This is a genomic window from Lactobacillus sp. B4005 (assembly GCF_026536045.1).
Lineage (GTDB): Bacteria > Bacillota > Bacilli > Lactobacillales > Lactobacillaceae > Lactobacillus > Lactobacillus panisapium.
The window spans coordinates 302,929-329,618 of the sequence record NZ_JAFNOZ010000002.1; the positions used below are offsets into that span (position 1 = coordinate 302,929).

Genomic DNA, 26,690 nt, shown 5'->3' on the forward strand with positions numbered 1-26,690 from the left:
AGCACTTTCTTAGAAATTTTAAAAAACTAAAAAAGCTTTAGCAATTTTGCTAAAGCTTTAACTATTATAGTTATTTCCAATTTGGATCATCGGCCAACGGTAATTTGTGCCAATAATCTGCTTTGTTAACTTGACGACCGCGAGCAATCGCCATGTCGTACTTGTTAACATCCTTTGTAATCGTTGAATCCGCAGCTACAAAAGCGTGATCAGCAATATTTACTGGCGCAATCAAAGTTGAGCCTGAACCGATAAATGCTCGGTCACCAACATTAATATGGTCCTTTTTAACACCATCGTAATTAGCAAAAATCGTACCGCAGCCAACATTAATGTCTTTACCTAAAGTTGCGTCGCCAACATATGTTAAATGACCAACCTTCGAGTTTTCACCAATTTCAGCATTTTTAATTTCCACAAAGTTGCCAATGTGTGCTCCCTTGCAAATAAGTGAATTTGGTCGTAAATGAGAATTTGGTCCGATATCAGTATGAGCAGCCATTTCCGAATTCTCAATCGTTGATGAAGTTACAGTAACATGATCGCCAATCTTAGAATCAATGATTCTTGAACCAGAAGTAATTAGACAGTCACTGCCAATTTCTGAATTGCCCTTGATAACCACATTACCTTCAATGACAGTATCACAAGCGATTTTAACATCTGCATCAATATAAGCAGTATCCGGGTCAATAAACGTTACACCGTTTTCCATGTGCATTTGATTAATCCGCTTTTGCATAATTTTAGTAGCTTGAGCCAGCGCAATCCGATCGTTGACACCAATACTTTCACTAAAGTCACGCATCCTGTAGGCACCAATTCTTTGGCCGGCATTACGCAAGATTTCCAAGACATCAGTCAGGTAGTATTCACCCTGAGCATTCTGATTATTGACGTGCTTTAATGCATCAAAAAGTAGTTTATTGTCAAAGCAAAAAACGCCAGTGTTAATTTCCTTGATCTTTAAATCTTCGGGGCTACCATCTTTTTGCTCAACAATTCGCAGCACGTTATCTTGGTCATCACGGATAATTCGTCCATAGCCATAAGGATCAGGAGCCTGAGCTGTTAAAACTGTAGCTGCATTACCCTTGTTCTGATGGTAATCAAATAATTTTTGGAAGGTTTCACTGGTAAAAAGCGGGGTATCTCCCGTAATTACCAGAGTAGCACCATCTTTATCAGCCAGTTCTTTTTCGGCAGTTAAAACGGCGTCACCAGTACCCAACTGCTTTTTCTGTAAGGCGAATTCGGATTTGCCAGCAAGCACTTTTTCAACTTCCTGAGCACCATTACCAACGACCGTCACAATTTTATCAGGCTTAATCGCTTGGGCTGCTTGAACAACGTGTTCAACCATTGATTTACCACATACTTGGTGCAAGACTTTGTAAAGGCGGGACTTCATCCTTGTACCTTTACCAGCTGCAAGAACAACTACAAACTTTTTCATTACTTTTAGCCTCTTTTATTCTCAGATTAATTCTTTATTTTTTAGTATAACATTTATCCTAAAAGCGGTTAAAGTCCGTATGTGCTATAAGCGTGCCCGGTTCGGCCAGGATTACTTTCTTTTTACCGTCAACTCGCTTTATTTTAACTAAAGAAAGATGTCCCTCTATTAGTTTTTCATCTTCAAAATCGGCTTCACATAGTACACAAACACCAGCAATATTACTGTTAAATTCTCTAACTAGTTGCTGCATTCCAGTTAGCGTACCACCAGCCATCATAAAGTCATCGACTAATAAAACATTTGAGTTCTCTTTCAAAACCCTTGTTGGCAACTCCATTTTAGACACGCGATCAAGAGAAGAAGAAATATAATTAACCGAAACGGTGGCTCCTTCTGTCACCTTCGAGCGTTTACGCGCGATAATAAACGGAACGTTCAAATAACGAGCGACAGCCTGAGCAAGTGAAATCCCTTTAGTTTCAATTGTCATCACCACATCTATATCGGCATAAGCGTAACGCGTTGCAATCAGCTTGCCAATTTTTTCAAGGTCTTGGGGATTGCCCAGAATATCAGAAAGATAAACAAAGCCTCCAGCTAAAATACGTTCTGGATCCTCAATTCGCGTTGCCAAATCCTGCAGGTAATGTTGCGCATGCTTTTTGCCCCAAAATGGAACATAGCGAACACCACCAGCAGCACCTGCTACAGTTTCTAAGATTCCATCCTGGTTATCAGCTAAAGTATGCTTTAAAATTGCCAAGTCTTCAGAAATGGATGATTTAGCGGCACCATAACGTTTGGCAAAAAACGGTAATGGAATTAAGTCGTGTGGTCGCTCCATTAAATATTTAGTCATGTCAACTAATCGCTCTGAACGTTTCATAAAATCTCCTCCCCAATGTTTGTTTTTTACATGTTTCTACTATACACTGAACCACAAAAAAAGACACTAACATTTTTCAATGTTAATGCCAAAAAATTATTTTTTCACCCTAACTTGATTTATTCAGCTGAATCATCAAATTTTAATGTAATATTTTTGGTTAACAAATCCGTGTAACTGTAAGAAACATGTTCAAAGTTATTTTGATCTTGGTCTAAATCGACTACAAAAACTGCTGGAAATGTTTCCTTTAATACACCGCGTCTCTTGGTAACCTTCTTACGTCCTGCTCTTGCAACAACAGTTAAAGAATCTCCTAAATGTGAATCTAATTTCTGCTTTATGGTAGTAATAGATGTTGGCACTGATAACAACTCCTTTAGGAGCCTATTTTACCACAATATTATTATTTTTTCAATTCTTTTTAAGAGCAGCCCAAGGTCGCTTTCATCAATCGGCAGCCGGAATTTCCTTTGCCAATTGAATAAATTGGGCAATTTGTAATTGTTCGGGCCTGATGCGCGGTTCTACTCCGATAGCGGCAATAATTCGGGCACGTTCGTCACTATCAGATACCAAATTTTTCAAGTTATTGTTTAAAGTTTTTCGTCTTTGAGCAAAACACATTTTTACTACCCAATTAAAGTGTTTAACATCGCCAACATCTGGCTTATCTGCTAAAGGCTTAAGCACTACAACGCAGGAATCAACCTTCGGACGTGGAATAAACGAACTGCTTTTAACAGTTAAAGCATTCCGAACACTCATCTGCGTTTGAACAGCAATTGTTAGTGGTCCGTACTCCTTGCTATTAGGCTGAGCGCCAAGACGCTCGGCTACTTCCTGTTGCATCATTAAGGTTAAACTAGTGAAGTTTAAGTCTGATTGATTTAAAAAGAAAATAATTGGAGTTGTTATATAGTACGGTAAATTTGCGACTACTTTGATTGGTTTATTCATATCAAAAAAGCCACTTAGATCCTTAGCAAAATCTGCTTTCAGAATATCTTTTAATAACAGTTTGAAACGGTCCTGCAACAATGCGCCATTAACTTTGGCTGGTAACTCATTATGCAAAATTTCAGGCAAGCTCTCGTCAACTTCATAAGCAAAAACTTTCGCGCCTGCTAACAATAGTTGTTCCGTCAACGAACCAATGCCTGGTCCAATTTCAATTACTTGGTCATCAGGTTTTATTTCAGCCGCTTGAACAATGCCCTGAATAGCATCTAAATCAACCAGAAAGTTTTGACCAAGATTTTTCTTTGCATGGACGAAATAACGGTTAATAATTGCTTGAGTCCTGACAAACGAGCCAATTGGAATTTCATTATTCATTTTTTGCCTCCTTAACTGCCTGCTCAAGTTCAGCAAGTGTCACACCAAAGGTATGCAGCCTTTTATAGAACTGCTTGGCATTGCCATAACCAACCCGCAATTTTATGCCGACTTGCTCTCGTAATTTGCGAGAATCTACACCGCTGGACAGCCCCAGCCTTTGGTAATCGCTTTTAGTTAAGTCACTTGGTAAAGCTTGGCTTTCATGTAAGTCCTGCAAGGCCTTCATGAGTGCTTGTTTTGAAGCATGCTCTACCCCTAATGAACTACCGCGACCATGCTTAGTCGGTTCTCCTTCTTTGCGCGTGATAAACGCCTGCTTGGCATTAGGGACAGCTTCTGTCACTAACCGCCGAATTCGTTCACCGTTGAGATCCGGGTCAGTTAACACAATAATTTCACGCTTTTTAGCCAATTCCTTCAGTTCTGTTAAAACCGCCTCAGGAACATCTGAACCGTTGGTTTCAATTGTTTCGATCCCAGGAAAAAATTGGTTTAAGCGAATCGTATCATCTTTGCCCTCAACGACCACAACAGCATTAAATTGTTTTTTATTTAAGACCATAAACCCTCATTGTATTTGTGTACGTGGCTTCTGCAACTTCTTCTAACGAAATATTTTTAAGCTGCGCAATTGCTTTTGCTACATAGTAGACATTACCCGGCTCGTTTTGACGGCCACGGTAAGGCTTAGGCGTTAGAAATGGTGCATCGGTTTCTACTAGCAAACGGTCGAGCGGCGTATTTTTGGCCGCCTCATGAACCTCGGTTGCCTTGGTAAACGAAACAACACCCGAATATGAGAAACAAACATTTAAGTCCAAAAACTTTGCTAGCCACGATGAATCGCCGTTAAAGCTATGGAGAACTGCACCGTATTCCAGATTGCTATTTTTTAAAATATCATAACAATCAGCAAACGCATCCCTTGTATGGATGTCTACGGGCTTCTTCAATTCGTGGGCAACCTCAATTTGACGAGCAAACACTTCACGCTGCTTTTGGCGCGGAGATTCATCCCAATAATAATCAAGGCCGATTTCTCCCATTGCAACAACACCAGGTATTTGCAGCTGCTCGATTAATTGGTCTTCAGCTTCTTGATTGTAATCCTTAGCTACATCGGGGCAGTAGCCCACCATTGCATACACTTGGCTAAAGCGCTGACTGAGGTCAATCGCACGCTTATTAAAATCCGGATCTTGCCCGACGCAAATTAGTTTAGTTACACCTAACTTTTGCGCACGATCAAGGTAAAATTCTTCTTTTCCCCGAAAGGGCTCATCCTGCAAATGCGTATGGTTATCAATTAATTCCATTAAGCTAAATCTGCCCCAATTTCATGTTCATCGCCAACTAGTGCCAATTTGACTTGACCATTCTTTTCGCTTGAAAGCAGCATTCCTTGGCTCAGATGACCTAACATCTTGCGTGGCTTTAAATTAGTCACAGCCAAAACTTTTTTACCTAATAATTCACTTGCATTAGGGTAATATTTCCGAATGCCGCTCAGAATTTGCCGCTCATCACCATTACCAAAATCCAATTGGAATTGCAGCAATTTGCTTGAACCTTGAACTGGCTCAACTGCTAAAATTTTACCAACTTGGATCTTAACTTTATCAAAATCATCAATCGTGATTTCAGGTCCTTGTTCTTTTTCACTCCGGCTTTGCTTTTTTGGCTTAGCCTTTGCCATTTCATCTTGAATATACTTAATTTCTTCTTCAGGCTTTAAGCGTGGATAAATTGGTTCTGGCTTTTCTGTAACTTGCACGTTCCAGTCAAAATCACCAAAGCTAAGCTTCTTTTGGTCCTCATTATTCCAGTCAAGACCAAGTTGCTTAAACATTTCTACTGGTGTTCTAGTCATAATTGGCGCAATCAATAACGCAATAATCCGCAAGCTTTCAGCCAGGTTGGTCATTACACGCGCTAAATCGTCCTTTTTACCTTCTTTATTCAAGGCCCAAGGCATCGTTTCATCAATATATTTATTAGCGCGACTAACTAGTTGCCAGATATCTTCAATGGCTTGAGTGAAGTGAAGTGTATCCATTTTCTTCAGATAATCAGTGATTACGTTGTTAGCAACTTTAATTAGATCTTGACCTAATTCATCTTGCTCTGATGCAATTGGGCTAACCTTGCCATCTTGATACTGATTGATCATAGATACCGTTCTGTTTAATAAGTTGCCTAAATCATTAGCTAAATCATAGTTAACTCTCTCAACGAAATCTTCTGGAGTAAAAATACCATCTGCACCAAATGGCAATGCGCGCATTAAGTAGTAGCGCAAAGCGTCAACACCATAACGGTTAATGATTGATTCTGGGTAAACGGCATTGCCCTTAGACTTGGACATTTTACCGTCTTTCATCAATACCCAACCATGACCAATAATGTGCTTTGGTAGTGGCAATCCTAATGCCATCAACATAATTGGCCAGTAGATTGTATGGAAGCGAACAATCTCTTTACCTACAAGATGAACATCAGCGGGCCAGTATTTCTTAAATAAAGAATCGTCATCAGAGCCATACCCTAATGCAGTAATATAGTTGGACAACGCGTCAATCCAAACATAAACCACGTGCTTAGGATCACTTGGCACAGGAATTCCCCAAGAAACAGTTGTCCGCGTGACGGAAAGATCTTCAAGGCCTGGTTTAATAAAGTTATTAACCATTTCCTTTTCACGTGAATGAGGCAAAATGAAATCAGGATGATCTTGATAATACTGGTAAAGTCTATCAGCGTACTTGCTCATCTTGAAGAAATATGATGGCTCTTTAACTAATTGCACTTCATGGCCAGATGGTGCCTTACCACCAATTACATTGCCTGTGTCATCTTTATAGACTTCGGCCAATTGCGATTCTGTAAAGTATTCTTCATCTTCAACTGAATACCAGCCAGTGTATTCACCAAGATAAATATCGCCTTGCTTTAAAAGCTGTTCAAAAATCTTTTGAACACCCTTAACGTGCTCTTCGTCAGTAGTTCGAATAAATTTGTCATATGAGATATCTAGGCTTTTCCATAACTTTTTGTATGTTTTAACCATCTTGTCGACAAACTCTTGGGGTTTAATACCTTGTTTTTCAGCTTTTTGTTCAATTTTTAAGCCGTGTTCATCGGTACCGGTTAAAAAGAAAGTATCGTAACCCTGACTACGCTTGTAGCGTGCCATTACATCAGCCGCAATTGTTGTGTATGCATTACCAATTGTTAGACGACCAGACGGATAGTAGATTGGGGTTGTAATATAAAAAGTTTTTTTATCAGCCATGTTCATTTTCTCCTTAAGATTCGTTTAATTTCATTATATTATACTACATCAATAAAAAAGAGAATTCCTTACGGAGTTCTCTTTTTTACTATTTCATAACGTAATTTGCTTAAAATAGCCTGCTTTTTTCCCTTTTGCTTAGTACTTGGTCCTAACAAGCTCTCTGCGCTTGGAAGACGCAGCTTTAAGAAATAACCTGAAAATTCTTTAATTAAAAAGTGCGCTTCTTTACCACTAAGACACAGGACTGAATATTAAATCCCCTGTAACTAAAGGCTTTTTTCTACTTTTTAGCAGACTTTTTTAGGTAAGTATAGCTTTAGATTAAAAACTTTTCGTTTTTAAGGTAGAAGTGCTTAACAATCGTTGTTAACAGGATATAAAGAACAAGAATTGCCAAAACTACCCAAATAAAGCTGACGGGCATTTTGCCAAAGCCCAATTTATTTGCAAGAAATGAAAACGGAATTAGTGTCCCAATGACGCCGGCACCAAAAGTTGCTAGCGTTACGCCAGGTGCAGCATGTTGACCAATAAACGGCAAGCGTGGGTCCCGCAATGCATGAATAACCATTTCTTGCGTCCACAATGATTCAATGAACCAACCAGTGTGGAACAATGCAATAAAGGCAGCTTGCTGTGCCGGATTAAGCGATTGATAGCTGCCACCAACAAGGTGTGGACAAATCACAAAGAAGAGTAAGCCAAAAGTCAAAATATCAAATATTGATGATGTTGGCCCAAAATAAAACATAAATTTAGGCAATTTTTTCGTCGACCAACTACGCGGCTCACTTAAAAATTCATTTGACATGTCATCAAATGGTAACGACAAGCAGCTTGTGCCGTAAAGCAAATCTAAAACTAGTAACTGTAATGGCAACATTGGCAAAAATGGCAAGAATGACGAAGCCACCATGATTGATAAAATATTACCGAAATTGGAAGATAAAGTTATCTTAATGTATTTCATCGTGTTGCCAAATACTTTGCGCCCGATTCTTACTCCGGTTTCCAGCACATTTAAGTCTTTATGCAGCAAAATAATATCAGCGGATTCCTTAGCGATATCCACCGCAGTATCCACAGAAATCGATACATCAGCGGCCTTCATTGCTGGCGCGTCATTGATACCGTCTCCCATATAACCGACGGTATGACCATTTTGCTTGAGCAAGTTAATAATATTGGTTTTATCTTCTGGCGATAACTTAACAAAGATATTGCATTCTTCTACCATTTTAGCTAATTCTTCCGGCTTTTTGCCTTCTAAATCAGCACCGGAATAAACCGTGTCGACATTGAGCCCAACTTGCAGGCCCACAGTTCTTGTAACGGCTTCATTATCACCAGTTAAAATCTTAACGGTGATCCCATCCTTTTTAAGTCTAGCCAAAGCATCTTTAGCACTTTCCTTAGGTGGATCAAGGAATGCTAAGAAACCACAAAGGATTAAGTCGCTTTCATCTTTGACCGAGAATTCGCCTACTGGAGCAGGATTACGCTTGTAAGCAAGCATAATTACCCGTAAGCCGTCATCATTCATGTCATTGACTTTTGCCATTACTTTCTGCTTGCGTTCAGGTGTTAATGGCAAAATCTGTCCGTCAACCTCGATCTTAGTGGAAACAGCAATCATTTCCTCGGACGCACCTTTAGTCACAAGTAGGTGTTCGCCGTGCTCACGGTCAGAATTTTCCACAACAACGCTCATTCTTCTACGAGAGAAGTCAAATGGAATCTCATCAATTTTGTTATAATCACGCTGAATTTCATTGATATCAAGCTCATCACCAGCAGCTTCAATGATGGCCTTATCAATTAGATTTTTCATCCCCGTTTGGTAGTAAGAATTGAGGTAACCCAGTTCCAAAATAGTGGAATTTTCGTGTAAATTTAAGTCATAATGCCGCTCCAAAACAACTTTGTCCTGCGTCAAAGTTCCAGTTTTATCCGTACATAGGATATCAGCTGAACCGAAGTTTTGGATTGAATTCATCTTTTTGACGATTGTGCCCTTTTTCGACATTTCGATTGAACCCTTAACAAGGTTAGTCGTCACAATAACGGGCAGCATCTCTGGCGTTAAACCAACAGCGGTTGCAATTGAGAAAATCAGTGCGTTAACCCAATCGCCCTTAGTCAAACCGTTAATAATAAAAACAAGCGGAGCAATAATTGCCGTCATAATAATTAACAGCTTGGAGACATTTTTAATGCCAACATCAAAGGCAGTATTTTTAACATCGTGGTGTGAAATATCATGAGCAAGCTTACCAAACATGGTTCGTTCGCCTGTCGCAAACACGACACCTAAGCCTGAACCCGAAACGATTGTCGTCCCCTCATAAAGAATATTAGGGTAATCCAGATAGTCACGGTCAGCACCAATCTTGGGCTTTTTAGTCGCAATTTTCTCAACCGGATTAGATTCACCGTTAAGAGAACTTGAAGAGCAAAAGAGGTCTTTGCTTGACAACAAGCGCATATCTGCTGGCACCATATCACCAGCAGCCAGACGAATGACGTCTCCTACTACCACTTCACTGGTATCAATTTCCTGGTCTTTACCGTCTCTGATAATGTCAGTTGTTACGGAAACCATCTTCAATAATGAATCAACCGCATTTGAAGACCTGACATTTTGAATAAAACTTGTAATCCCAGAAATGAATACCATTATTAGCATAATGGCAACAGTTGTTAAATCTTTTTCACCAGCAGGAACAAAGATGTAATCCGTAAATAGCGACAGGGTCGCTAAGACCAGCAGTACTAATGTAAACGGCGTAATAAATGCTTCCGCTAAGAAACGTAACTTAGAATTATGCTTATTGGACGCAATCGTATTTGCCCCATATTCCGCGCGATTTTTTTCTGCCTGCCTTGTGGATAAACCATTACTGCTAGCATGCAGTCTTGCTAAGGTCTCTGATCTGCCTTCATTAGCAATTGCTTTGACCAATGCTAGATCTTTGTTGCTGGTTGTCTCACTTGGTTTTCTCAGCATCATTCTCACTCTCCCTTTTTCCAAAAACGCAAACAAACTAAAAAGGGACCCACCTAAGCTGCCGCTGGTGACCCCCTTTTAAACAAGGTATCATTATACTCGTCGTTCAGTTTTAACACTACGCAACGTAAGCCTATAGCTAGCTATCTGGTTACCGCCTTATGTCGACGGAAACTATTTAACTCGTTGGCATCTCTGGATGTTTCCGGGCGATAGCATATGTTCACGTAGGAGTCTCACCTAACAGTTTATTTGTTTACTTATTTAATTTGCATTGTGAGTGTAATACAAAACTGCGCATTAAGTCAACCTTTTTACTTATTTTTTCAAATGCAGGTTATTTCTAAAGAAGTACATTAAGCCGCCAATTACTATAACTAGACAAAGCGCAATTGGTAAGGCAAGTCGACGCGGATGTGACAGTTGAGCACGCTCTTCACTTGAAAGATCATATTTATCTAACGCGTACTGGTAGCGCTGATCAATCGTGGTCGCACAGGCACGAAAGACAAAGCGCAATCCACGGTTAAATTCTTTTTTGTTATTACTTCGCAATTGGTTAGACTGCGAGCGGATAATCGTTCCCCTAACGTCAGCCGTAAAAGCACCGTGCAAATCTTTACTTGAATAGATTTGCACATTACGTTTCTTGTTGGCACTACCTACAACAATAAAAACTGTCCGCTTATATTTGTTTAACTTTTTGGGTGTTAAATGGTCAACCCGATTGACCGTTTTTACAATGATTACTGGTTGCTCGCTTGTTTGCAGGTAGCGATCATTTTTTTCCTTAATCAGCTTACTCGTTTTCTTTTCTAATAAATGCCCATTATCATGAACATATGGGTTAGAAAAAGCAGTCATCGTGAAAAAAATGCCCAGTAAAGCTGTTAGCAAAGTCAGCTTAGTTCTCAGCTTCCTCCAATTTATGTGCCAATTGCTCCACATATTTACGGTCAATTTTAATTTGTTCATAAGGAACCCCACAATCTTTAAATAGTGCAATTGCCAGCGGACTATCATGGTAATCAAAATAATAATTGATTCGTTTAATACCCGCTTGAACAAGAGCCTTAGCACAATTATAGCAAGGAAAGTGTGTTACATAAATTTCTGTGTTATCAGTTGAAACACCATTGCGCGCACATTGAATCAGTGAATTCATCTCGGAATGAATCGTTCTTACGCAGTGCCCATCAACGAGCTGGTGACCGACATCATCGCAATGGGGCTCACCAGTAACCGAACCGTTATAACCCGTCCCGATAATCCGATTATCCTTGACCAAAACACTGCCAACAAGAGCACGGTCACAAGTTGAGCGCTGGGCAATTACCAGTGCCTGCATCATAAAATACTGCTTCCAAGGAATCCGGTTGTGCATTTTTTTACCTCTTAAAGTAATTCAAACCGATTGCATCACGAACTTCATCCAAAGTCTGATTGGCAACCTCATTAGCTTTTTTCGAGCCTTCAATCAGCATTTCGTAAACTTCATCCTGATTTTGTTCGTAGCGTGCGCGACGCTGACGAATTGGCTCCAACTCATTTTCTAAAACGGTATTTAAATAGCGCTTAATTTTAACGTCACCCAAGCCGCCTTTTTGGTATTCTTCCTTCAATTCTGCTACTTTATTCTTGTCAGGATCAAAAATATCAAGATAAGTAAATACAGTATTGCCTTCTACCTTACCTGGATCTTCGACATGAATATGATCAGGATCAGTATACATCGACATCACTTTTTTCTGAACTGTTGCAGCGTCATCCGATAAATAAATTGCATTACCCAAAGATTTCGACATTTTTGCATTGCCGTCCAGCCCTGGCAACCGACCCTGGCCTTTTTCTGGAAAGTAACCTTCCGGTTCAACCAAAACATTGCAGTGATATACCCGATTAAAGGTGCGAACAATTTCTCGTGCCTGTTCAAGCATTGGTTCTTGGTCGTCTCCTACCGGTACAAGTGTTGCTTTAAAAGCAGTTATATCGGCTGCTTGTGAAACTGGATAATTCAAAAATCCGACTGGAATTGAATCGTTAAAGCCTTTTTGCTTAATTTCGGCCTTAACTGTTGGGTTGCGTTCTAGGCGACTAACAGTCACTAAGTCCATATAATAAGCAGTAAGCTCGAATAAGGCGGAAATCTGAGACTGAACAAAAATAGTTGAAATTTCAGGATTAATCCCCACAGCCAGATAATCTAGGGCAACTTGGATTAGACTAGCCCGAATTTTTTCAGGATCACGAGCGTTATCAGTTAACGCCTGCGTATCGGCAATCATAATATACGGATGATACTCACCTGAATTTTGTAGCAGCACGCGGTTTTTCAACGAACCAATATAATGACCTACGTGCAACTTTCCCGTTGGGCGGTCACCTGTAAGGATAACTTTTTTATTCATTGTCTTTAACCTTTCCTAAAAATAAAACCTGCTTTAATGTGATAATTACAGTTAATTCTACCAAAAATTAAGCAATGATTAAATATGGAGGATAAAATGTGCAATCAATTTCAACTGCCAAGTTTGGCAGATACCAAAAAGTATTTAGTTAGTGACCTTCATTTACCTTTAGAAGAACCATCATTTGACTTTCCTGAAAACTGTAGCGTTTTTCCTAAAGGGATTGCGCCAGTGCTGCTTTATCAAGATAATCGCTTGGAGCTGGTTCCTAAAACCTGGGGATATCCCAGTCCATTTGACCACAAAAAGGTTGTTTTTAACGCTCGCATTGAGCGCTTCTTCGAAAAAAAGCGGTCGATGTGGGATTCTTCCTTTGCTAAGTCAAGGTGCATCATCATTGCTAATCAGTTCTTCGAATCTGGGCGTAAAACTTACACTGCCACCAACAAACACCAGTATCACGAACGGTTTACCTTTCATAATCCAGATGAACCATTAACTTTAATCGCTGGGATTTATCAAAATGATTATTTTTCAATGGCAACTACTAAGCCAAATTCTGTTATGGCACCGGTACATGACCGCATGCCACTAATTATTGCACCTAGTGAACTGCGCCAGTGGCTTTTTCAGGACTTTTCTAGCTTAGTCGATCGCAAGCAAATAAGCTTAACTTCCGCCAAAGTACCCAACCGAAAGTAAATTTTTCTTACCCAACTACACTTAAAGCTAACTTCTTGCATTAGACCAAAAACAAAGCTTGGTTTTACCGCTAAAAAATGGTAAACTTATTCAGTAATGCGGGTATAGTTTAATGGTAGAACGTTAGCTTCCCAAGCTGAAGATGCGGGTTCGATTCACGCTATCCGCTTAAATTAAAAGGCAATGATTTAAACACCATTGCCTTTTTTGTTGTTCATAAATTAGGTCATAATTAGTAAAATAACGCCATTTAATGCCGCTAAATAGACTGGCATCCACATTGTTTGCGTATATAAGTACGACCAAGCAAAAATTGCCCCAAATAGTGCATTAACCACCAGCAAGGGGACAGAGCTTTGCCAGTTAAGCAGACTAAATAAGATACCAGAAGTAATAATTCCTAAAATGGCTGTTGCCACCGTATTACTACGGAAAGCATAATTAAATAAAAAGCCAGTTGTCAAAAATTCCTGCAAAATTGGCAAAACCAGGCCGACTGCTACCACTAGGAACCAATAGGTCGCGACAGATTCATGCTGCAAATAAGCAATTTGAAAACCATAGAATTTAATTTTGCCATAAGACTGCAACCAGGCAGTACAAATTCGCAAGGCGGTCACAACTATCGTTAAGCTGATAATCAGACCAAAATTGCTAAGCCAGGAGCCAGAAAAACTTCGGTCAAAAAAGCGCTGTTCACGGTTAAACCGATAAATAAAAAATAGTAATATCATCAAAGAAATTGTTGCAAATAAAATCAGATCCCAGATATGGATTGGCGAATTTTTAGCAACTAACTTGATTACGCCAGCAACCATTAAATAACCAATAAAATAAACGATGTAGCGTATAAGGTTGCCCTCTCTTGATGCTGGTGTATTCACTAAAATTACCTCTATCCTATATGTACCTTACAAATTCCATATTATAGCAAAAAAAGCTAATTTTATGAAACGCCAGCTTAGATTTTTCAGTTTGCTTTTTATTGTTAGCATCTTGCACTCAAACCAAGCCTAAGTGCTTATTTTAAAAAGGATTTTTCTCGGCAATACTGAATAAGCGCAAATGCTTTTGGTAACAGTCAGCTAAGCGATACATGGCTACTTTATCAAAATTATTCGTACGCGTTTCCGCCATTATGACCACCCACTAGGCTGCTACGTCTTATTGCCGTAGCGCCTTCCATTAGACTGGAAGCTTTAACCAAACTTTTAAAGCCATATTTTCGCCTTATTTGGTCAATCGTTTCATCAATTTTACGTTTCTTTATTTGGGTAGAAGGCTGCATAAAAAAGGTTAATTGCTGACAAGTATCCGGAATGAGCCTGCTGCAGCTGACTCCCAGTGCCCGAACTGTTTCACCACGCCAATTTTTGCGAAACAAAGCCAGTATTTCTTGTACGAGTAAATCATTGTCATTAGTCGGTGAAATTTTCCGCTGAACATTGAAGCCTGTTCGATCGCCTGTCGGTTTATACTGCGAAAAACCAACATACAAGCTAACACATTGGGTTTGAAGCTTATGCGCACGAATTCTGGCAGCGACTTGCTCACCAATTTCACGCAAAACAATTTCGAGTTCACGCTGATTAGTATAATCCTTGGTTAAAATTTGCGAGTTACCATAATTTTTCATTTTTGGAAAAAACTTTTCGCTAATAATACTGCGATCAACACCCCAGCTCATTGCAAATAATTGTTCGCCAATTACGCCAAATTCTTTCTTCAAAATTGCGGGATCGGTATGTGCTAATTCATACATATTATTGATATGCAAACGCCGCAGATGATGCGCTGTTCTTTTGCCAATTCCCCAGACTTCTTCCATATCAGTAATTCGCCAAATTGTATCGGGAACATCAATATAATGCCAATAGTCAATCATTGAATGGCGGTGCTTAGCAGAAATATCCATTGCTAGTTTGGCAAGAAGCGGATTTTCGCCAATTCCGCAGGTAGTGTATAAGCCCAACTTATCCCTAATCTCACACTGAATTTTACGTGCGACTAAATAGGGATCATCCCCAAACAAATGCCAAGATTTAGTCATATCAATCATGCTCTCATCAATTGAATACGCATGAATATCTTCATCCGCCGCATACTCACGAAATATATCCAGCACTTGCATGCTGCGCTTAATATATAAATTCATGTGCGGATCAACCAGCAATAAATCAGGTGCATCTTTTTTAGTGGGCAAATCACGCACACGCATCACGTTAGTTAAACCATACTTTGCTTTTGCTAAAGGAGAAGCCGCCATAATTAACCCTGAACCATACTTGCTATCAGGCTGATGGGACACCACTGCCAGCACAGCCTTCATGGGATTAAGTCCTAGTTCTAGCGCCTCACAGCTTGCAAAAAATGACTTATTATCAATCATAAACACTACGCGGTGGGGTTCATAACGATAATCATACATTTTTTCCACTCCTTGTTACAAACCTTTGTTCGTCTAAAGTTAATTATACAAACGCTAGTTCGATTAATCAAGTGCAAAATTTAGTCAATTGCCATAATAGTAACGTGATATTCTCCCGCAGGCGCCATTACACTAACTGTCGTATTCACCTCTTTTTTCATTATTGCTTGCCCAAGAGGTGAATCAAACGCAACCTTTCCGTCGGCAATATCTGCTTCCATCCGGCCAACTACTTTATACTTCTCTGTTTCGTCATCATCATCAAATTTAAGTGTGACTGTCTTACCAAGGTCAACCTTCCCATCAGCGGTTTTATCAACAACATCAGCATATTTTAGTTGTTTTTCTAAGTACCGCACGCGGCTTTGTAAGTGACCCAGATCACGCTTAGCCTCAGTGTATTCAGTATTTTCCGACAAGTCACCCAGTGCCCGGGCCTCTTGCAAAATCTTAATTCTGCGCGGACGATCCTTTTTCAATTCAGCTATTTCGTTCTTAATTTTTTGGTAACCTTCCGGCGTCATTTTCTGATAATAAACCAATATTTTTACTCCTTTTGTTTGTTAGAAAAAAATTTTCCACAAGCTATTATTACTGCCACAATAGTTTTCAGCTTTTATTTTTAGCACTCGAAAATAAAGAGTGCTAAATACTTTAATTTTAATTTTCTAGGTACTATAATAATAACTGTAATGAGGAAATAGCAAACATCCCATTACAAAACTTAATTAAATTTGAAAGGAAGCTTTTTACTATGGCAAATGATATGATGAATCGGCACAATGACTTATTTGATGCGATGAACGATTGGTTTGATCTTCCAAGAAAATTTTTTGACGATGGCGATATGGCCAAATTAATGCAATCAGACGTTGTTGAAAATGATAAAGAATACATTATCAAAGTAGACATGCCTGGAATGGATAAAAACGATATTAACTTAAACTACAATAACGGCATTTTGAGCGTATCAGGCTCTAGAAAATCATTCAAAGACCTATCTAATGATAAGAATAATAGTCTTATTCACCGTGAAAGAAGCGAAGGTCACATTTCTCGCAGCTTCAGATTACCAAATGTGGTTGCAAGTGAGATCCATGCAAAGTATGATAATGGTGTATTGACTATTACTTTACCAAAACAAAGTTCTGGTCAAAGTGATAATTCAATTCAAATTGATTAACTTATTTAATAAAGATTGCAAGAAGTTCAAGATAAGTTGCCAATACAAATAATTCTCTAAAACGAGTTCAGCTATTGAACCCGTTTTTCTTTTGGCTTAAAATATAAAGTAATTTAAAATTAGATTAAAAAAGGAGAATTATTAATGGGACACAAAATCACTGTTCAAGAGCTTGAAAAGTTTGCGAACAATTTTAATGACAACCCCAAAAATCAGGTTGTTGCCCGTGCTGCTCAAAAAAGCGGCGTTTCGATGGCAGCTTATAACGAGCGGGTTCAAAATGAACTAACACGTGTTTTTTCAACAGAATTAGATACTGAAAATGTTACTAATCAGCTTCATTCAGGCCGCTGTTGGGAATTTGCCACTCTGAACATACTGCGTCATCAATTTGGTAAAAAATATCACTGCAAGAATTTTACTTTTTCACAAAGTTATAATTTTTTCTGGGACAAAATTGAACGTGCCAACACTTTTTATGACAACATTTTGGCTACCGCTGATGAAAAATTAAATTCACGGACGGTTGAAGCCATCTTAGGCGGGGCCGGCGAAGATGGCGGACATTTTCATATGGGTGCTGCTTTAATCGAAAAATATGGTGTCGTTCCGTCATACGCCATGCCTGAAAGTTTCAACGCCAATAACACTGATGCGTTTGGCAAGACTTTAGGCGATAAATTGAGAAAAGATGCATTAGTATTGCGGGAATTGAAGCAAGCAGGCAAAGACGAAGAAGTCGAGCAAGCACGCGAGCAATTTTTAAGTGAAGTCTACCAGATGACGGCAATTGCAGTCGGTGAGCCACCAAAGAAATTTGACCTTGAATACCGCGATGATGACAAGAAGTACCACTTGGACAAAGACTTGACACCACTTGAATTTTTGCACAAGTACATGGGCGAGGTTGACTTTAATGATTACGTTGTTTTAACTAACGCTCCTGATCGTGAATATAACAAGTTGTACGGCATTCCATTTGCTGATAATGTTGGCGGCGTCTGCAGAATTAAGTTCTTGAATGTACCGATGGAATACTTAGAAACTTACGCTGTTAACCAGTTAAAAGATGGTGAAGCTGTTTGGTTTGGTAATGATGTCCTTGTTCAAAGCGACCGCAAGCAAGGATATCTTGACAGCGATTTGTACAAGTACAGTGACTTATACGGCGTCGATCTCAGCATGTCAAAAGCTGACCGTCTACGGACCGGTTCAGGTTACGCCAGCCATGCAATGGTATTAGTTGGTGTCGATGAAGATAAAGGCCAAATTCGCCAGTGGAAAGTCGAAAACTCCTGGGGCGAAAAGAACGGTGACAAAGGCTTCTTCGTTATGAACGACAAATGGTTTAAAGAATATGTTTATGAAGTAGTTGTCCACAAAAAGTACCTAACTTCTGAACAAGTTGCCTTAGCCGAAGGTCCAGTAACTGACCTGCCAGCATGGGATTCAATCGCCTAAACTAAATTTATATAACTTAAAAGACGAAACTCGTTAAACGAATTTCGTCTTTTTTTATCATTATCAAACTTATTCTGCCCGCATCAGAATTTCGTCAAATTTCTTGAAAAACAGCTTCTTGTCAGCTTTAGTTACCAAGGTAATCTCGCGGCCGTTAGGATCATCTTCCATTCGCCCGGCTGCAGTTCCGGTTGTAATTACCTTAACCCGCCTTTTTTCTGAAGCTAAAACTACTTCAGGATAAAGAGCACTAATTGCCGTTAGAACATCCCAGAAGTAGAGTTGCATCGTTTGAATTGGCGGATTAACGAGGAGACTATAAGCCTGCCCCACTAAATCAATTGCAGGATACTTGCGTAAACTTGCCCAGTGCATCTTCAATTCGTCCGTTAAAGGCAACTCCTCACTACTTTCAAGGCCGATAACTTCCATTGCAATATTTGACTTAAGAACGCGTTCAACCGCAAACGGATCCCAAAAGGCATTCCATTCTTGGGTACCATCAGCGTTAACTTGAACCACATTGCCATGACCATCAAGCGAGCCACCCATCCAGTAAAGCTTGGCAATTTTATCTTCAATTGCTGGGGCGGCATCAAGTGCACGTGCCAAGTCGGTCAGCGGGCCCGTCATTACCAGCGTCACTGGCTTTTGGGCATTCTCCAGTTTAGTTACGATATCAAGATGAGCTGGTTGATCAGCTTCTTTAGTCGTCATCTTGCCAGCCTCATTTAATAGCGGCAAGGAGTTAAAAGAATAGGACGCTGTTCGCCAATCGGCCGGGAATTGATTGACCGCCCGAGAATTGGACTTTGCTATTGCTAATTGGTCTCCTCTTAAATTAAACCGATCCGTCATTTTGCGGCAAACTTCCACAGACGGGTCAATATAACCGTCGGCATCAATTGCACTGACGCCAAGCAATTTAATATCGGGTGCGAGTAAGAAAAGCAAATACGACACTAGATCGTCGATATTACCATCATGATTAAAATAAATTTCTTTCATTCATTTGTTCTCCTTATTTTGACTTAATATAATTTTGTCCGTCTGCTGCGGGTGCAACTGATTTACCAAAGAATAATACCAAAATGACAATCGTAATTACATACGGTGCAATTTGCATATAAACTGATGGGATATGATTGAAAAATGGCAGCTGGTTACCAATAATACTAATACTTTGCGCAAAGCCAAAGAATAATGATGCCAGCATTGCTCCAAGCGGATTCCATTTACCAAAAATCATTGCGGCTAACGCCATAAAACCTTGTCCCACAATAGTTGAGATGGAAAAATTACCAGAAATGGCCTGTGCAAAAACTGCCCCACCAATTCCTCCTAAGAAACCAGAAATAAGAACGCCCGCATATCTCATGGCGTAAACGTTAATTCCCATTGTATCAGCTGCTTGGGGATTCTCACCACAAGAACGTAAACGCAAGCCAAAACGGGTTTTATATAAAATCCACCATAACAAAATAGAAACAATAATTGCCAGCCAAGCAGGTGCAGAAGTGTTTTTAAAGAAAATTGGTCCAATTACTGGAATATTGGCCAAGCCAGGAAAGCTGAAATAGCCAAAACTTTGCGTAATGTTTTCGGTTTGACCTTTATCATAAATCGCTTTAACGAGAAAGACGCCGAGTGGTGGAGCCATCAAGTTCAAAACCGTCCCACTAATGACATGATCCGCATGGAAGTTAATTGTTGCTACCGCATGAAGCAGTGAAAATACTAAACCGACTATTCCACCAACAATTAACCCTAGCCAAGGGGTGGCTTTGCCAAAGGTGGATGCAAAAGTCAGGTTAAAGACTACTGAGGCAAAAGCGCCCATGGTCATAATTCCTTCAAGGCCAACGTTTGTAATCCCAGAATTTTCACTGTAAACGCCACCTAGTGAAGTAAAGATTAGCGGCGTTGAGTAAACGAAGGTGGAAGACACCAATAAAGATAAAATGGTAAGCAAATTCATTAGTTTCGTCCTCCTTCAGTGCTGGTTGCACTTGGTGCCTTATCCTGAGTACTAGCTATCTTTTCTTCTTGCTGTGAGTCACTGGCGGTTACCCGTTTATTTTTAAAGAGCAAGCCGATCACATATTGAATCGCCACAAAGAAGATAATTGCTGCAATCACAATTGAAACTATTTCATAAGGAATCCCGGCAATCGTCTGCATCCCCAAACCACCAATTTTTAAAATTGAAAATAAAATTGCTGCTAACAGGATGCCAATGGCAGTTCCACCACCCAGTAAGGCAACAGAAAGACCGTCCCAACCGATATCCAAGCTAGTTGTCTGGGTAAAGTAATTTTGATATGTTCCTAATCCCTGAACAACACCGCCTAAGCCGGCAAAACCACCGGATAAAAGCATTGAATACAAAATATTTTTCTTCGTCGACATTCCGGCATAGCGGCTGGCAAATGGGTTAGCACCAACCGACCGAATTTCAAAGCCGGTGGTTGTCTTTTTCATTAAGTACCAATAAATGAACACGCCAATAATAGCTAAGAAAATTCCCGCATTAATCCGCGAATCGCCAAACATCGAGCTGAGCCAGTCAATTTTCAAACTACCATTAGCAGCAATTGTTTTAGTTGTGTCCGTATCAATTCTCATCGTTTTCGGCATAATCTGCTGCATTAAATACTGGCAAGAATAAAGCACAATATAGTTCAACATAATCGTAGTAATCACTTCGTTGGTCCCAAACTGAGCCCTCAGCCAGCCGGCAATTCCGGCAACTAATGCACCGGCAGCAATCCCGGCAATAATTGCAAGTGGCAGCAATAATGCCTTAGGCATATTAGGATTAGCAAGCACCACCCAAATTGAAGTTAGCCAGCCAGCTTGTGCCTGTCCGGGTAACCCGATATTGAAAAAGCCGGCGCTAGAGGCAATGGCAAAACCAATAGCCGTAAAAATCAGCGGTGTAGCTTCACGAATAGTTTCACCGATTCCATTCATATTGCCCAGAGCACTCGAAAACATTGACGCATATGCTTCAAACGGATTATAGCTCCATATAAGCATAATTAAAGCACCAACTAAAAAGCCGGCGAGAATTGAAATAATTGGTACTAAGATTTTTTTAGTTTTGGGATTTACTTTAAGCAAGAGCGTTGCCTTCTTTCTTGATACCCGTCATTAACAAGCCTAATTCTTCATCACTGGTTGTTTCGGGTTTTACTTCACCGGAAATCTTACCGTCATGAAGAACAATAATTCGATCAGACAACTGCATAATTTCATCTAGCTCATAGGAAATTAATAAAATTGCTTTACCCTTAGCCCGTTCAAGAAGCAGCTGTTTATGAATATACTCAATTGCACCAACATCAAGTCCACGCGTTGGTTGAAAGGCAATAATTAAATCGCTATTAAGGTTCAGTTCACGTGCAATGATTACTTTTTGCTGGTTACCGCCGGATAGGTCACTAACTGGCAGATTGCTGCCTGTAGTTCGGATATCAAACTTCTTAATCAACTGATTAGCATGCTGGTGAATGGCATCATAATGCATTAAATGATGGCTAGAGTATGGCTCACGGTAATAATTTTGTAATGCCAAATTATCAGAAATTGAAAATGGCAAAATCAAGCCGTATTTTTGCCGATCAGAAGGAATATAAGAAACGCCCTTTTCAGTAATCTTGCGGACCTTTTGGTTAGTCATGTCTTCGTCATTAATCATAACCTTGCCTGAATCAACGTGCTGCATGCCAGTTAACGCCCGAGCTAATTCGTCTTGACCGTTGCCATCAATTCCTGCAACTCCTAAAATTTCACCTGCACGCAAGTTAAAAGATAAGCCCTTAAGCGTTAAAATGCCTTGCTTATTTTTTACCTTTAAATCACTAACTTTAAGCGTTGTTTTACCTAGCTTGGCTTCAGGTTTATCCAGTCGCATATCAACATGACGGCCAACCATTAACTCAGCCAAACGATTATTAGATACATCTGCTACTTCAAACGTACCCACACTTTTACCAGCACGGATAACCGTAACCCGATCAGCAGCCCGCTTAATTTCTTCCAGCTTGTGCGTAATTAAGATGATTGACTTTCCTTCTTTAGCCAATTCTTGCAAGATCTGAATAAACTCGGTTATTTCTTGCGGGGTTAAAACAGCAGTGGGTTCATCAAAAATCATAATATCAGCGCCGCGATAAAGAACCTTCAATATTTCTACTCTCTGCTGCTGGGCAACTGTTATTTCGCCCACTTTTTTATTTGGATCAACATTTAAATTATACCGAGCAGATAACTCCTCAATCTGCTTTTGGGCTTTTTTGAAATCAAGTTTCGGGCCCTTAGTCGTTTCGTGGCCTAAAATAATATTTTCCAAAACCGTAAATGAATTCATCAACATAAAATGCTGGTGAACCATGCCTATTCCTAGATCCTTAGCTACAGTCGGATTTTTGACTGCTACTTTTTGCCCGCGAACAATGATTTCACCAGAAGTTGGCATGAGCAGTCCTGACAAAATGCTCATCAAAGTTGACTTTCCCGCACCGTTTTCACCAAGAAGGGCTAAAATCTCACCTTTTTGCAAAGTAAGGTTAATATCATTATTAGCCTTAAAGCCGTTAAAGTCTTTGACTATATGCCGCATCTCAATTACATTAGTCGTATTTTTCATTTCAATTATTAATTTCCTTTTGTAAAAAACTCTTTGCATATTAATACACAAAGAGTTCTTAAAAACATTTAACTAACTGCTAATTTTGCGCAACTTTAATTTTGCCAGCAATAATTTCTGTTCTCGCCTTTTGGACTGCTGTCCAAGCTTTAGGCGAAAGGTTACCCTTAGTGACGGAAACACCGTTACCCTTTAACGAGTAAACTAAATGCTTGCCACCCGGGAACTTACCTTTAACAGCGTCATCAGCTAAAGATTTAGTGACAACATTTAAGCCTTTCAGCACTGAAGTTAAAGTAAAGTTAGCTTTTTTACCATCTTTTGCCTTATATTCGCCCATGTTTTGCTGGTCAACATCAACACCAACAACCCAGACTTTTTGATCAGCTAGACGTGTTTGGTTATGTGCTTTTGCTTCTTGGAAAACACCATTTCCAGCAGAGCCAGCAGCTTGGAAAATCACATCACATTTATCTGCATACATCGATTGCGCCATTGATTTAGCCTTATCAGTCGAAGTAAAGTTGCCAACATATTGGGAACTGACAGTAATTTTCTTATGCATTGCCTTAGCTGCGTCTTCAACGCCTTGCTTAAAGCCGCTCTCAAATGAGCCAATAATCGCTGACTTGGCACCACCAATAAAACCAACCTTGTTAGTCTTAGTGGAGTACGCTGCAGCAACTCCGCCTAAATATGAAGACTGGTTACTCATAAAAGTTACGGAAGCAACATTCTTTTGACCAGTAATCACATCATCAACAATTACAAAGTTTTTCTTCGGGTTCTTTTTAGCAGCTGCGCTGACAGAGTCCTTTAACAAATAACCGATACCAAAAATTGTCTTATAGCCTGACTTAGCAGCTTGATTAAAGTTAGGCGTGTAGTCAGTGGCACTATTTGACTGGAAATATTGATAGCCACTGCCTTTTTGCAAGTTGTGCTCTTTACCGTAAGCTTTAAAGCCTTCCCAAGCAGCCTGATTAAAAGACTGGTCGTTGATACCATTACTATCTGTAATTAAAGCAATACTGTCCTTTTTACTTTGCGCGGTTGAATTCTGTTTTTTACCAGAACAACCACTCACCAGCAACGTAAATGACGCAGCAAGTGCTCCTAAAGACAAAAGCTTCGTAAATTTCTTACCCATAATTTTTTCTTACCCTCCACAAAATACGAACTTTTCATTAACTACTTTATTATAAAATACGTATAATTTCAAGAATAAGATGTAATATAAAGGGCTTAAAAAACCATAGTTATGTTAAAGGCGAACTATTTAGCAGGGTGAATTGGCACTTTAATCTTACCAGCAATAATTTCGCTGCGTGCCTTCCGCGAATAGTTCCATGCAGTGTCATTGATATGACCACGCATAATGGAAACACCATTTGTATCAAGGCCGTAAACTAGTTGCTTACCACCAGGGAACTTACCGTTATATGCACGGTTGGCAATATCATGAGTAGCTACATTTACGCCTGTAATGACGGAGGTTAGGACAAAATTATCTTTTTTACCGTCCTTAGTCTTGTAGTTGCCGAGATATGATTGGTCAACATCAACACCGATAACCCAAACTTTTTTATCTGCAGCACGGTTCTGGTTAATAGCTTTTGCTTCTTGGAAAAGACCATTTCCGGCTAATCCCGAAGCATGGAAGACAATATCCGCTTTTTTAGCGTACATTGATTGGGCAATTGCTTTTTCTTTATCAGCACTAGTAAAGTTGCCAACGTATTGATTTAACAGGGTAATTTTCTTATGGAGCTTTTTGGCTTGGTCATTCACACCTTTAGTAAAGCCAGCGTCGAAGAGGTCAATAATATCACTGTGTGCACCACCGATAAAACCAATTACATTAGTCTTAGTTTGGGTAGCAGCAGCAACACCGGCTAAATAAGAAGCTTGTTCACTCTTGAAGTTTGCAGAAGCAACGTTCTTTTGACCCTTAACCACGTCATCAACAATAACGAAGTTTTTCTTGGGATCCTTTTTGGCAGCTGCGCTAACAGCATCTTTTAGACTATAACCAATACCAAAAATGGTTTGATAACCGGCCTTACTTGCCTGGTCAAAATTTGGTTCGAAGTCTGCTGCACTGCTTGATTGGAAGTACTGGTATCCATTACGGCCACGCTTGATGTTATGTTCTTTGCCGTATGCCTTAAAGCCGCGCCAAGCTGACTGATTAAATGAATTGTCATTAACACCAGCAGTATCAGTAATCAGCGCAATTGAATGCTTAGCATTATTGGTAGAATTACCACTACCGCCCTGTTTTTTACCAGAACAAGCCGTCAGGGCAATCCCCGCCGTAACTGCCACCGTTGCAAGTGAAAAAATCTTCTTAATATTCGTCCTCATCTTTTGACCTCCTGTTTATTTCATTACCTAAAATATCAATATTTAGTAGCTATGTCAAAAGAACAGCACAACATAGAGTGTTGATATCATACGGTTTGTATTTGGTATAGACCAGAATGTAAGCTTAATGCTATCTATTTTTGTATGCAACAAGCACAAAAACAAAATTTTTTTGATTTTACGAATTTATGTAAAGTTATCCTGATAGGAAATTCCTTTTACTTGCTATTAAAGTAAGAACTTTTAGGCTAAAATAAGCTTAAATATTAGCAATAAAAAAAGAGCCACGATTGACGTGGTTCTCTAAAAATTAACGGTTAAATTTTATGAACAAGATTTTACACAAAGCAACCTATCAGTCGCCTCTTGGCAAAATGATCCTTTTAAGTAGTGATCAGCACTTACTCGGTCTATGGTTTAATGACCAAAAATTTTTCGGCGCAAACTATCAGCTAGAAAAAGCGGATGAAAAAATAGTGCGACCACTTAAACTGACATTACAGTGGCTAACCGAATATTTCTGCGGGCAACAGCCCGATCCATTCGCGATTCCAATCAAACCAGAGGTAACACTTTTTCGTGAGCAAGTTTTTCAGGAATTACAAAAAGTTCCTTACGGGCAAACTACGACTTACAAAGAGTTATCTGACCAGTTGCAAAAACAGGAGTCAAAAAAGACTAACAAGGCACGGGCAATCGGCGGAGCTGTTGGTCACAATCCTATTACCCTGATTATTCCTTGCCACCGGGTTATTGGCCAGGATGGCTCATTAATTGGATATGCTGGCGGAATTGAGCGCAAACAAGCCCTATTACAAATGGAGCAGGCGCTGTAGCACTTTTAAACATCCCATTCCGCCATAAATTCTTTAACAAAAGCACGCATGAATTCTGTTCTTCTGTGTGCTTCTTTTTTACCACCAGCGGTATTCATCAAATCTTCAAGTTGGAATAACTTTTCGTAAAAATGATTGATCGTTGTTTCCGTATGTTCACGATATTGATCGTGACTGACCAACTTCTGGGGCTTAATTTCAGGATCATAAATTGCATTTCCGTGAGCACCACCATAGGTAAAAGCACGGGCAATTCCCATAGCTCCTAAGCTTTCAATTCGGTCCGCATCCTGAACATATTCACCAGATACCGGCAATTGGTAATGATGCTCAATATTTTGGGAGAAAGACATATGCTGAATCGTAAACAAAATATCCTGAACTTCTAATTCAGTAAAATCAGCCTGAGGTAATAGCTGTTTAATTTGCGCGATAACCGCCTCAGGGTCCGCACAGATCTTTTCGTCAATCGTATCGTGCAGATACCCTCCTGCTTTAATAATTGCCACCATGCGGCTATTAGGTCGTGCATCTGGGTTATCCTGCAAATACATTTGACTAGCTAAATTGGCAACTCGCCGACCATGATAAAAATCATGCCCGGTTTTTTCGTCTTTTAATTGCTGTTTAACAAAACTGGTAATCTTATCTAAATCCAACTTTATC

25 protein-coding genes, 1 tRNA gene and 1 riboswitch are annotated in these 26,690 nt (G+C 39.7%); of the genes, 5 read left to right on the top strand and 21 right to left on the bottom strand.

Translation table 11 applies throughout. The features are described 5' to 3' along the window. Window positions 1-70: 70 nt before the first annotated feature. The 11 genes from glmU to trpS form a co-directional block, all read right to left on the bottom strand. Window positions 71-1,456 (bottom strand): bifunctional UDP-N-acetylglucosamine diphosphorylase/glucosamine-1-phosphate N-acetyltransferase GlmU, encoded by a 1,386-nt coding sequence (glmU, locus tag J3U73_RS05885; protein WP_103752270.1) that lies wholly within the window; start codon window positions 1,454-1,456, stop codon window positions 71-73. Between the two features lie 58 nt (window positions 1,457-1,514). Then, entirely contained in the window at window positions 1,515-2,345 is an 831-nt protein-coding gene (purR, locus tag J3U73_RS05890) for a pur operon repressor (RefSeq protein ID WP_103752269.1), read from the bottom strand. A gap of 119 nt (window positions 2,346-2,464) precedes the next feature. Next, window positions 2,465-2,710: a Veg family protein gene (locus tag J3U73_RS05895; protein ID WP_103752268.1), complete on the bottom strand. Its 246-nt coding sequence runs from the start codon at window positions 2,708-2,710 to the stop codon at window positions 2,465-2,467. 85 nt (window positions 2,711-2,795) lie between these two features. Beyond that, entirely contained in the window at window positions 2,796-3,683 is an 888-nt protein-coding gene (gene rsmA, locus J3U73_RS05900; protein ID WP_220232326.1) for a 16S rRNA (adenine(1518)-N(6)/adenine(1519)-N(6))-dimethyltransferase RsmA, read from the bottom strand. Beyond that, a complete protein-coding gene (gene rnmV, locus J3U73_RS05905; protein WP_267409838.1) occupies window positions 3,676-4,248 on the bottom strand; it encodes a ribonuclease M5 in 573 nt (190 codons plus the stop codon). The genes rsmA and rnmV overlap by 8 nt, the downstream gene beginning before the upstream one ends. Beyond that, the gene (locus J3U73_RS05910; RefSeq protein WP_103752265.1) at window positions 4,235-5,002 is read right to left on the bottom strand and encodes a TatD family hydrolase; all 768 of its coding nucleotides are present in this window, start codon (window positions 5,000-5,002) and stop codon (window positions 4,235-4,237) included. Before J3U73_RS05910 ends, rnmV begins: the two co-directional genes overlap by 14 nt. After that, window positions 5,002-6,978, bottom strand: coding sequence for a methionine--tRNA ligase (gene metG / locus J3U73_RS05915; RefSeq protein WP_267409839.1), 1,977 nt, complete (start codon window positions 6,976-6,978; stop codon window positions 5,002-5,004). The genes J3U73_RS05910 and metG overlap by 1 nt, the downstream gene beginning before the upstream one ends. 319 nt (window positions 6,979-7,297) lie before the next feature. Then, window positions 7,298-9,991: a magnesium-translocating P-type ATPase gene (gene mgtA / locus J3U73_RS05920; RefSeq protein ID WP_416381479.1), complete on the bottom strand. Its 2,694-nt coding sequence runs from the start codon at window positions 9,989-9,991 to the stop codon at window positions 7,298-7,300. An 87-nt stretch (window positions 9,992-10,078) separates the two neighbouring features. Next, window positions 10,079-10,243: riboswitch (M-box (ykoK) riboswitch) on the bottom strand. A gap of 63 nt (window positions 10,244-10,306) precedes the next feature. Further along, window positions 10,307-10,963, bottom strand: a complete 657-nt coding sequence (locus J3U73_RS05925) for a TPM domain-containing protein (protein ID WP_244986816.1) — start codon at window positions 10,961-10,963, stop codon at window positions 10,307-10,309. Next, window positions 10,893-11,372: a deoxycytidylate deaminase gene (locus J3U73_RS05930; RefSeq protein ID WP_103752263.1), complete on the bottom strand. Its 480-nt coding sequence runs from the start codon at window positions 11,370-11,372 to the stop codon at window positions 10,893-10,895. The genes J3U73_RS05925 and J3U73_RS05930 overlap by 71 nt, the downstream gene beginning before the upstream one ends. Before the next feature lie 4 nt (window positions 11,373-11,376). Continuing rightward, window positions 11,377-12,396: a tryptophan--tRNA ligase gene (trpS, locus tag J3U73_RS05935; protein WP_103752262.1), complete on the bottom strand. Its 1,020-nt coding sequence runs from the start codon at window positions 12,394-12,396 to the stop codon at window positions 11,377-11,379. A 96-nt stretch (window positions 12,397-12,492) separates the two neighbouring features. Here trpS and J3U73_RS05940 point away from each other — a divergent pair, with 96 nt between their 5' ends. Continuing rightward, window positions 12,493-13,098 carry an SOS response-associated peptidase family protein gene (locus tag J3U73_RS05940; RefSeq protein ID WP_220220175.1) on the top strand — a complete coding sequence of 202 codons (606 nt, stop codon included), beginning with the start codon at window positions 12,493-12,495 and terminating at the stop codon, window positions 13,096-13,098. 98 nt (window positions 13,099-13,196) lie between these two features. After that, window positions 13,197-13,267: transfer RNA gene (locus J3U73_RS05945), tRNA-Gly, on the top strand. A 52-nt stretch (window positions 13,268-13,319) separates the two neighbouring features. Here J3U73_RS05945 and J3U73_RS05950 read toward each other — a convergent pair. The 3 genes from J3U73_RS05950 to greA form a co-directional block, all read right to left on the bottom strand. Then, window positions 13,320-13,982 (bottom strand): CPBP family intramembrane glutamic endopeptidase, encoded by a 663-nt coding sequence (locus tag J3U73_RS05950; protein WP_103752260.1) that lies wholly within the window; start codon window positions 13,980-13,982, stop codon window positions 13,320-13,322. Between the two features lie 230 nt (window positions 13,983-14,212). Next, window positions 14,213-15,526, bottom strand: coding sequence for a nucleotidyltransferase (locus J3U73_RS05955; RefSeq protein WP_220234811.1), 1,314 nt, complete (start codon window positions 15,524-15,526; stop codon window positions 14,213-14,215). An 80-nt stretch (window positions 15,527-15,606) separates the two neighbouring features. Beyond that, window positions 15,607-16,068: a transcription elongation factor GreA gene (greA, locus tag J3U73_RS05960; protein WP_103752258.1), complete on the bottom strand. Its 462-nt coding sequence runs from the start codon at window positions 16,066-16,068 to the stop codon at window positions 15,607-15,609. Between the two features lie 212 nt (window positions 16,069-16,280). Between greA and J3U73_RS05965 the strand changes: the two genes are divergently transcribed. After that, window positions 16,281-16,709, top strand: coding sequence for an Hsp20/alpha crystallin family protein (locus J3U73_RS05965; RefSeq protein WP_103752257.1), 429 nt, complete (start codon window positions 16,281-16,283; stop codon window positions 16,707-16,709). Window positions 16,710-16,853: 144 nt separating this feature from the next. Further along, on the top strand, window positions 16,854-18,170 hold the full coding sequence (locus tag J3U73_RS05970) for a C1 family peptidase (protein ID WP_220268512.1): 1,317 nt from the start codon (window positions 16,854-16,856) through the stop codon (window positions 18,168-18,170). A 69-nt stretch (window positions 18,171-18,239) separates the two neighbouring features. On the opposite strand, the gene J3U73_RS05975 is transcribed toward J3U73_RS05970, so the two are convergent. From J3U73_RS05975 to J3U73_RS06000, 6 genes are all read right to left on the bottom strand, one after another. Further along, window positions 18,240-19,178, bottom strand: coding sequence for a nucleoside hydrolase (locus J3U73_RS05975; protein ID WP_267392435.1), 939 nt, complete (start codon window positions 19,176-19,178; stop codon window positions 18,240-18,242). Between the two features lie 13 nt (window positions 19,179-19,191). After that, on the bottom strand, window positions 19,192-20,148 hold the full coding sequence (locus tag J3U73_RS05980) for an ABC transporter permease (RefSeq protein WP_103752254.1): 957 nt from the start codon (window positions 20,146-20,148) through the stop codon (window positions 19,192-19,194). Beyond that, window positions 20,148-21,293 (bottom strand): ABC transporter permease, encoded by a 1,146-nt coding sequence (locus tag J3U73_RS05985; RefSeq protein ID WP_267409842.1) that lies wholly within the window; start codon window positions 21,291-21,293, stop codon window positions 20,148-20,150. The genes J3U73_RS05980 and J3U73_RS05985 overlap by 1 nt, the downstream gene beginning before the upstream one ends. Continuing rightward, on the bottom strand, window positions 21,286-22,821 hold the full coding sequence (locus J3U73_RS05990; RefSeq protein WP_103752252.1) for an ABC transporter ATP-binding protein: 1,536 nt from the start codon (window positions 22,819-22,821) through the stop codon (window positions 21,286-21,288). Before J3U73_RS05990 ends, J3U73_RS05985 begins: the two co-directional genes overlap by 8 nt. A 79-nt stretch (window positions 22,822-22,900) precedes the next feature. Then, window positions 22,901-23,971, bottom strand: coding sequence for a BMP family lipoprotein (locus tag J3U73_RS05995; RefSeq protein ID WP_220268515.1), 1,071 nt, complete (start codon window positions 23,969-23,971; stop codon window positions 22,901-22,903). 125 nt (window positions 23,972-24,096) lie between these two features. Then, window positions 24,097-25,188 carry a BMP family lipoprotein gene (locus J3U73_RS06000; protein ID WP_103752250.1) on the bottom strand — a complete coding sequence of 364 codons (1,092 nt, stop codon included), beginning with the start codon at window positions 25,186-25,188 and terminating at the stop codon, window positions 24,097-24,099. A 335-nt stretch (window positions 25,189-25,523) separates the two neighbouring features. On the opposite strand from J3U73_RS06000, the gene J3U73_RS06005 reads away from it, so the two are divergent. Beyond that, the gene (locus J3U73_RS06005; RefSeq protein WP_267392446.1) at window positions 25,524-26,024 is read left to right on the top strand and encodes a methylated-DNA--[protein]-cysteine S-methyltransferase; all 501 of its coding nucleotides are present in this window, start codon (window positions 25,524-25,526) and stop codon (window positions 26,022-26,024) included. Between the two features lie 5 nt (window positions 26,025-26,029). Here J3U73_RS06005 and J3U73_RS06010 read toward each other — a convergent pair whose 3' ends face one another. After that, entirely contained in the window at window positions 26,030-26,683 is a 654-nt protein-coding gene (locus tag J3U73_RS06010; RefSeq protein ID WP_267409843.1) for an HD domain-containing protein, read from the bottom strand. Window positions 26,684-26,690 lie beyond the last annotated feature (7 nt).

Excerpts from the sequence above, each read along its gene's own strand:
- J3U73_RS06000 (WP_103752250.1), bottom strand. The coding sequence starts at position 25,188 with ATGAGGACGAATATTAAGAAGATTTTTTCACTTGCAACGGTGGCAGTT.
- trpS (WP_103752262.1), bottom strand. The coding sequence starts at position 12,396 with ATGAATAAAAAAGTTATCCTTACAGGTGACCGCCCAACGGGAAAGTTG.
- J3U73_RS05970 (WP_220268512.1), top strand. The coding sequence starts at position 16,854 with ATGGGACACAAAATCACTGTTCAAGAGCTTGAAAAGTTTGCGAACAAT.
- J3U73_RS05995 (WP_220268515.1), bottom strand. The coding sequence starts at position 23,971 with ATGGGTAAGAAATTTACGAAGCTTTTGTCTTTAGGAGCACTTGCTGCG.
- glmU (WP_103752270.1), bottom strand. The coding sequence starts at position 1,456 with ATGAAAAAGTTTGTAGTTGTTCTTGCAGCTGGTAAAGGTACAAGGATG.
- J3U73_RS05965 (WP_103752257.1), top strand. The coding sequence starts at position 16,281 with ATGGCAAATGATATGATGAATCGGCACAATGACTTATTTGATGCGATG.
- J3U73_RS05940 (WP_220220175.1), top strand. The coding sequence starts at position 12,493 with ATGTGCAATCAATTTCAACTGCCAAGTTTGGCAGATACCAAAAAGTAT.
- J3U73_RS05930 (WP_103752263.1), bottom strand. The coding sequence starts at position 11,372 with ATGCACAACCGGATTCCTTGGAAGCAGTATTTTATGATGCAGGCACTG.
- rsmA (WP_220232326.1), bottom strand. The coding sequence starts at position 3,683 with ATGAATAATGAAATTCCAATTGGCTCGTTTGTCAGGACTCAAGCAATT.
- J3U73_RS05990 (WP_103752252.1), bottom strand. The coding sequence starts at position 22,821 with ATGAAAAATACGACTAATGTAATTGAGATGCGGCATATAGTCAAAGAC.
- J3U73_RS05955 (WP_220234811.1), bottom strand. The coding sequence starts at position 15,526 with ATGTATGATTATCGTTATGAACCCCACCGCGTAGTGTTTATGATTGAT.
- J3U73_RS05925 (WP_244986816.1), bottom strand. The coding sequence starts at position 10,963 with ATGAACAAATTAAAATTGACCGTAAATATGTGGAGCAATTGGCACATA.
- purR (WP_103752269.1), bottom strand. The coding sequence starts at position 2,345 with ATGAAACGTTCAGAGCGATTAGTTGACATGACTAAATATTTAATGGAG.
- mgtA (WP_416381479.1), bottom strand. The coding sequence starts at position 9,991 with ATGATGCTGAGAAAACCAAGTGAGACAACCAGCAACAAAGATCTAGCA.
- J3U73_RS05980 (WP_103752254.1), bottom strand. The coding sequence starts at position 20,148 with ATGAATTTGCTTACCATTTTATCTTTATTGGTGTCTTCCACCTTCGTT.
- J3U73_RS05910 (WP_103752265.1), bottom strand. The coding sequence starts at position 5,002 with ATGGAATTAATTGATAACCATACGCATTTGCAGGATGAGCCCTTTCGG.
- rnmV (WP_267409838.1), bottom strand. The coding sequence starts at position 4,248 with ATGGTCTTAAATAAAAAACAATTTAATGCTGTTGTGGTCGTTGAGGGC.
- J3U73_RS05975 (WP_267392435.1), bottom strand. The coding sequence starts at position 19,178 with ATGAAAGAAATTTATTTTAATCATGATGGTAATATCGACGATCTAGTG.
- metG (WP_267409839.1), bottom strand. The coding sequence starts at position 6,978 with ATGGCTGATAAAAAAACTTTTTATATTACAACCCCAATCTACTATCCG.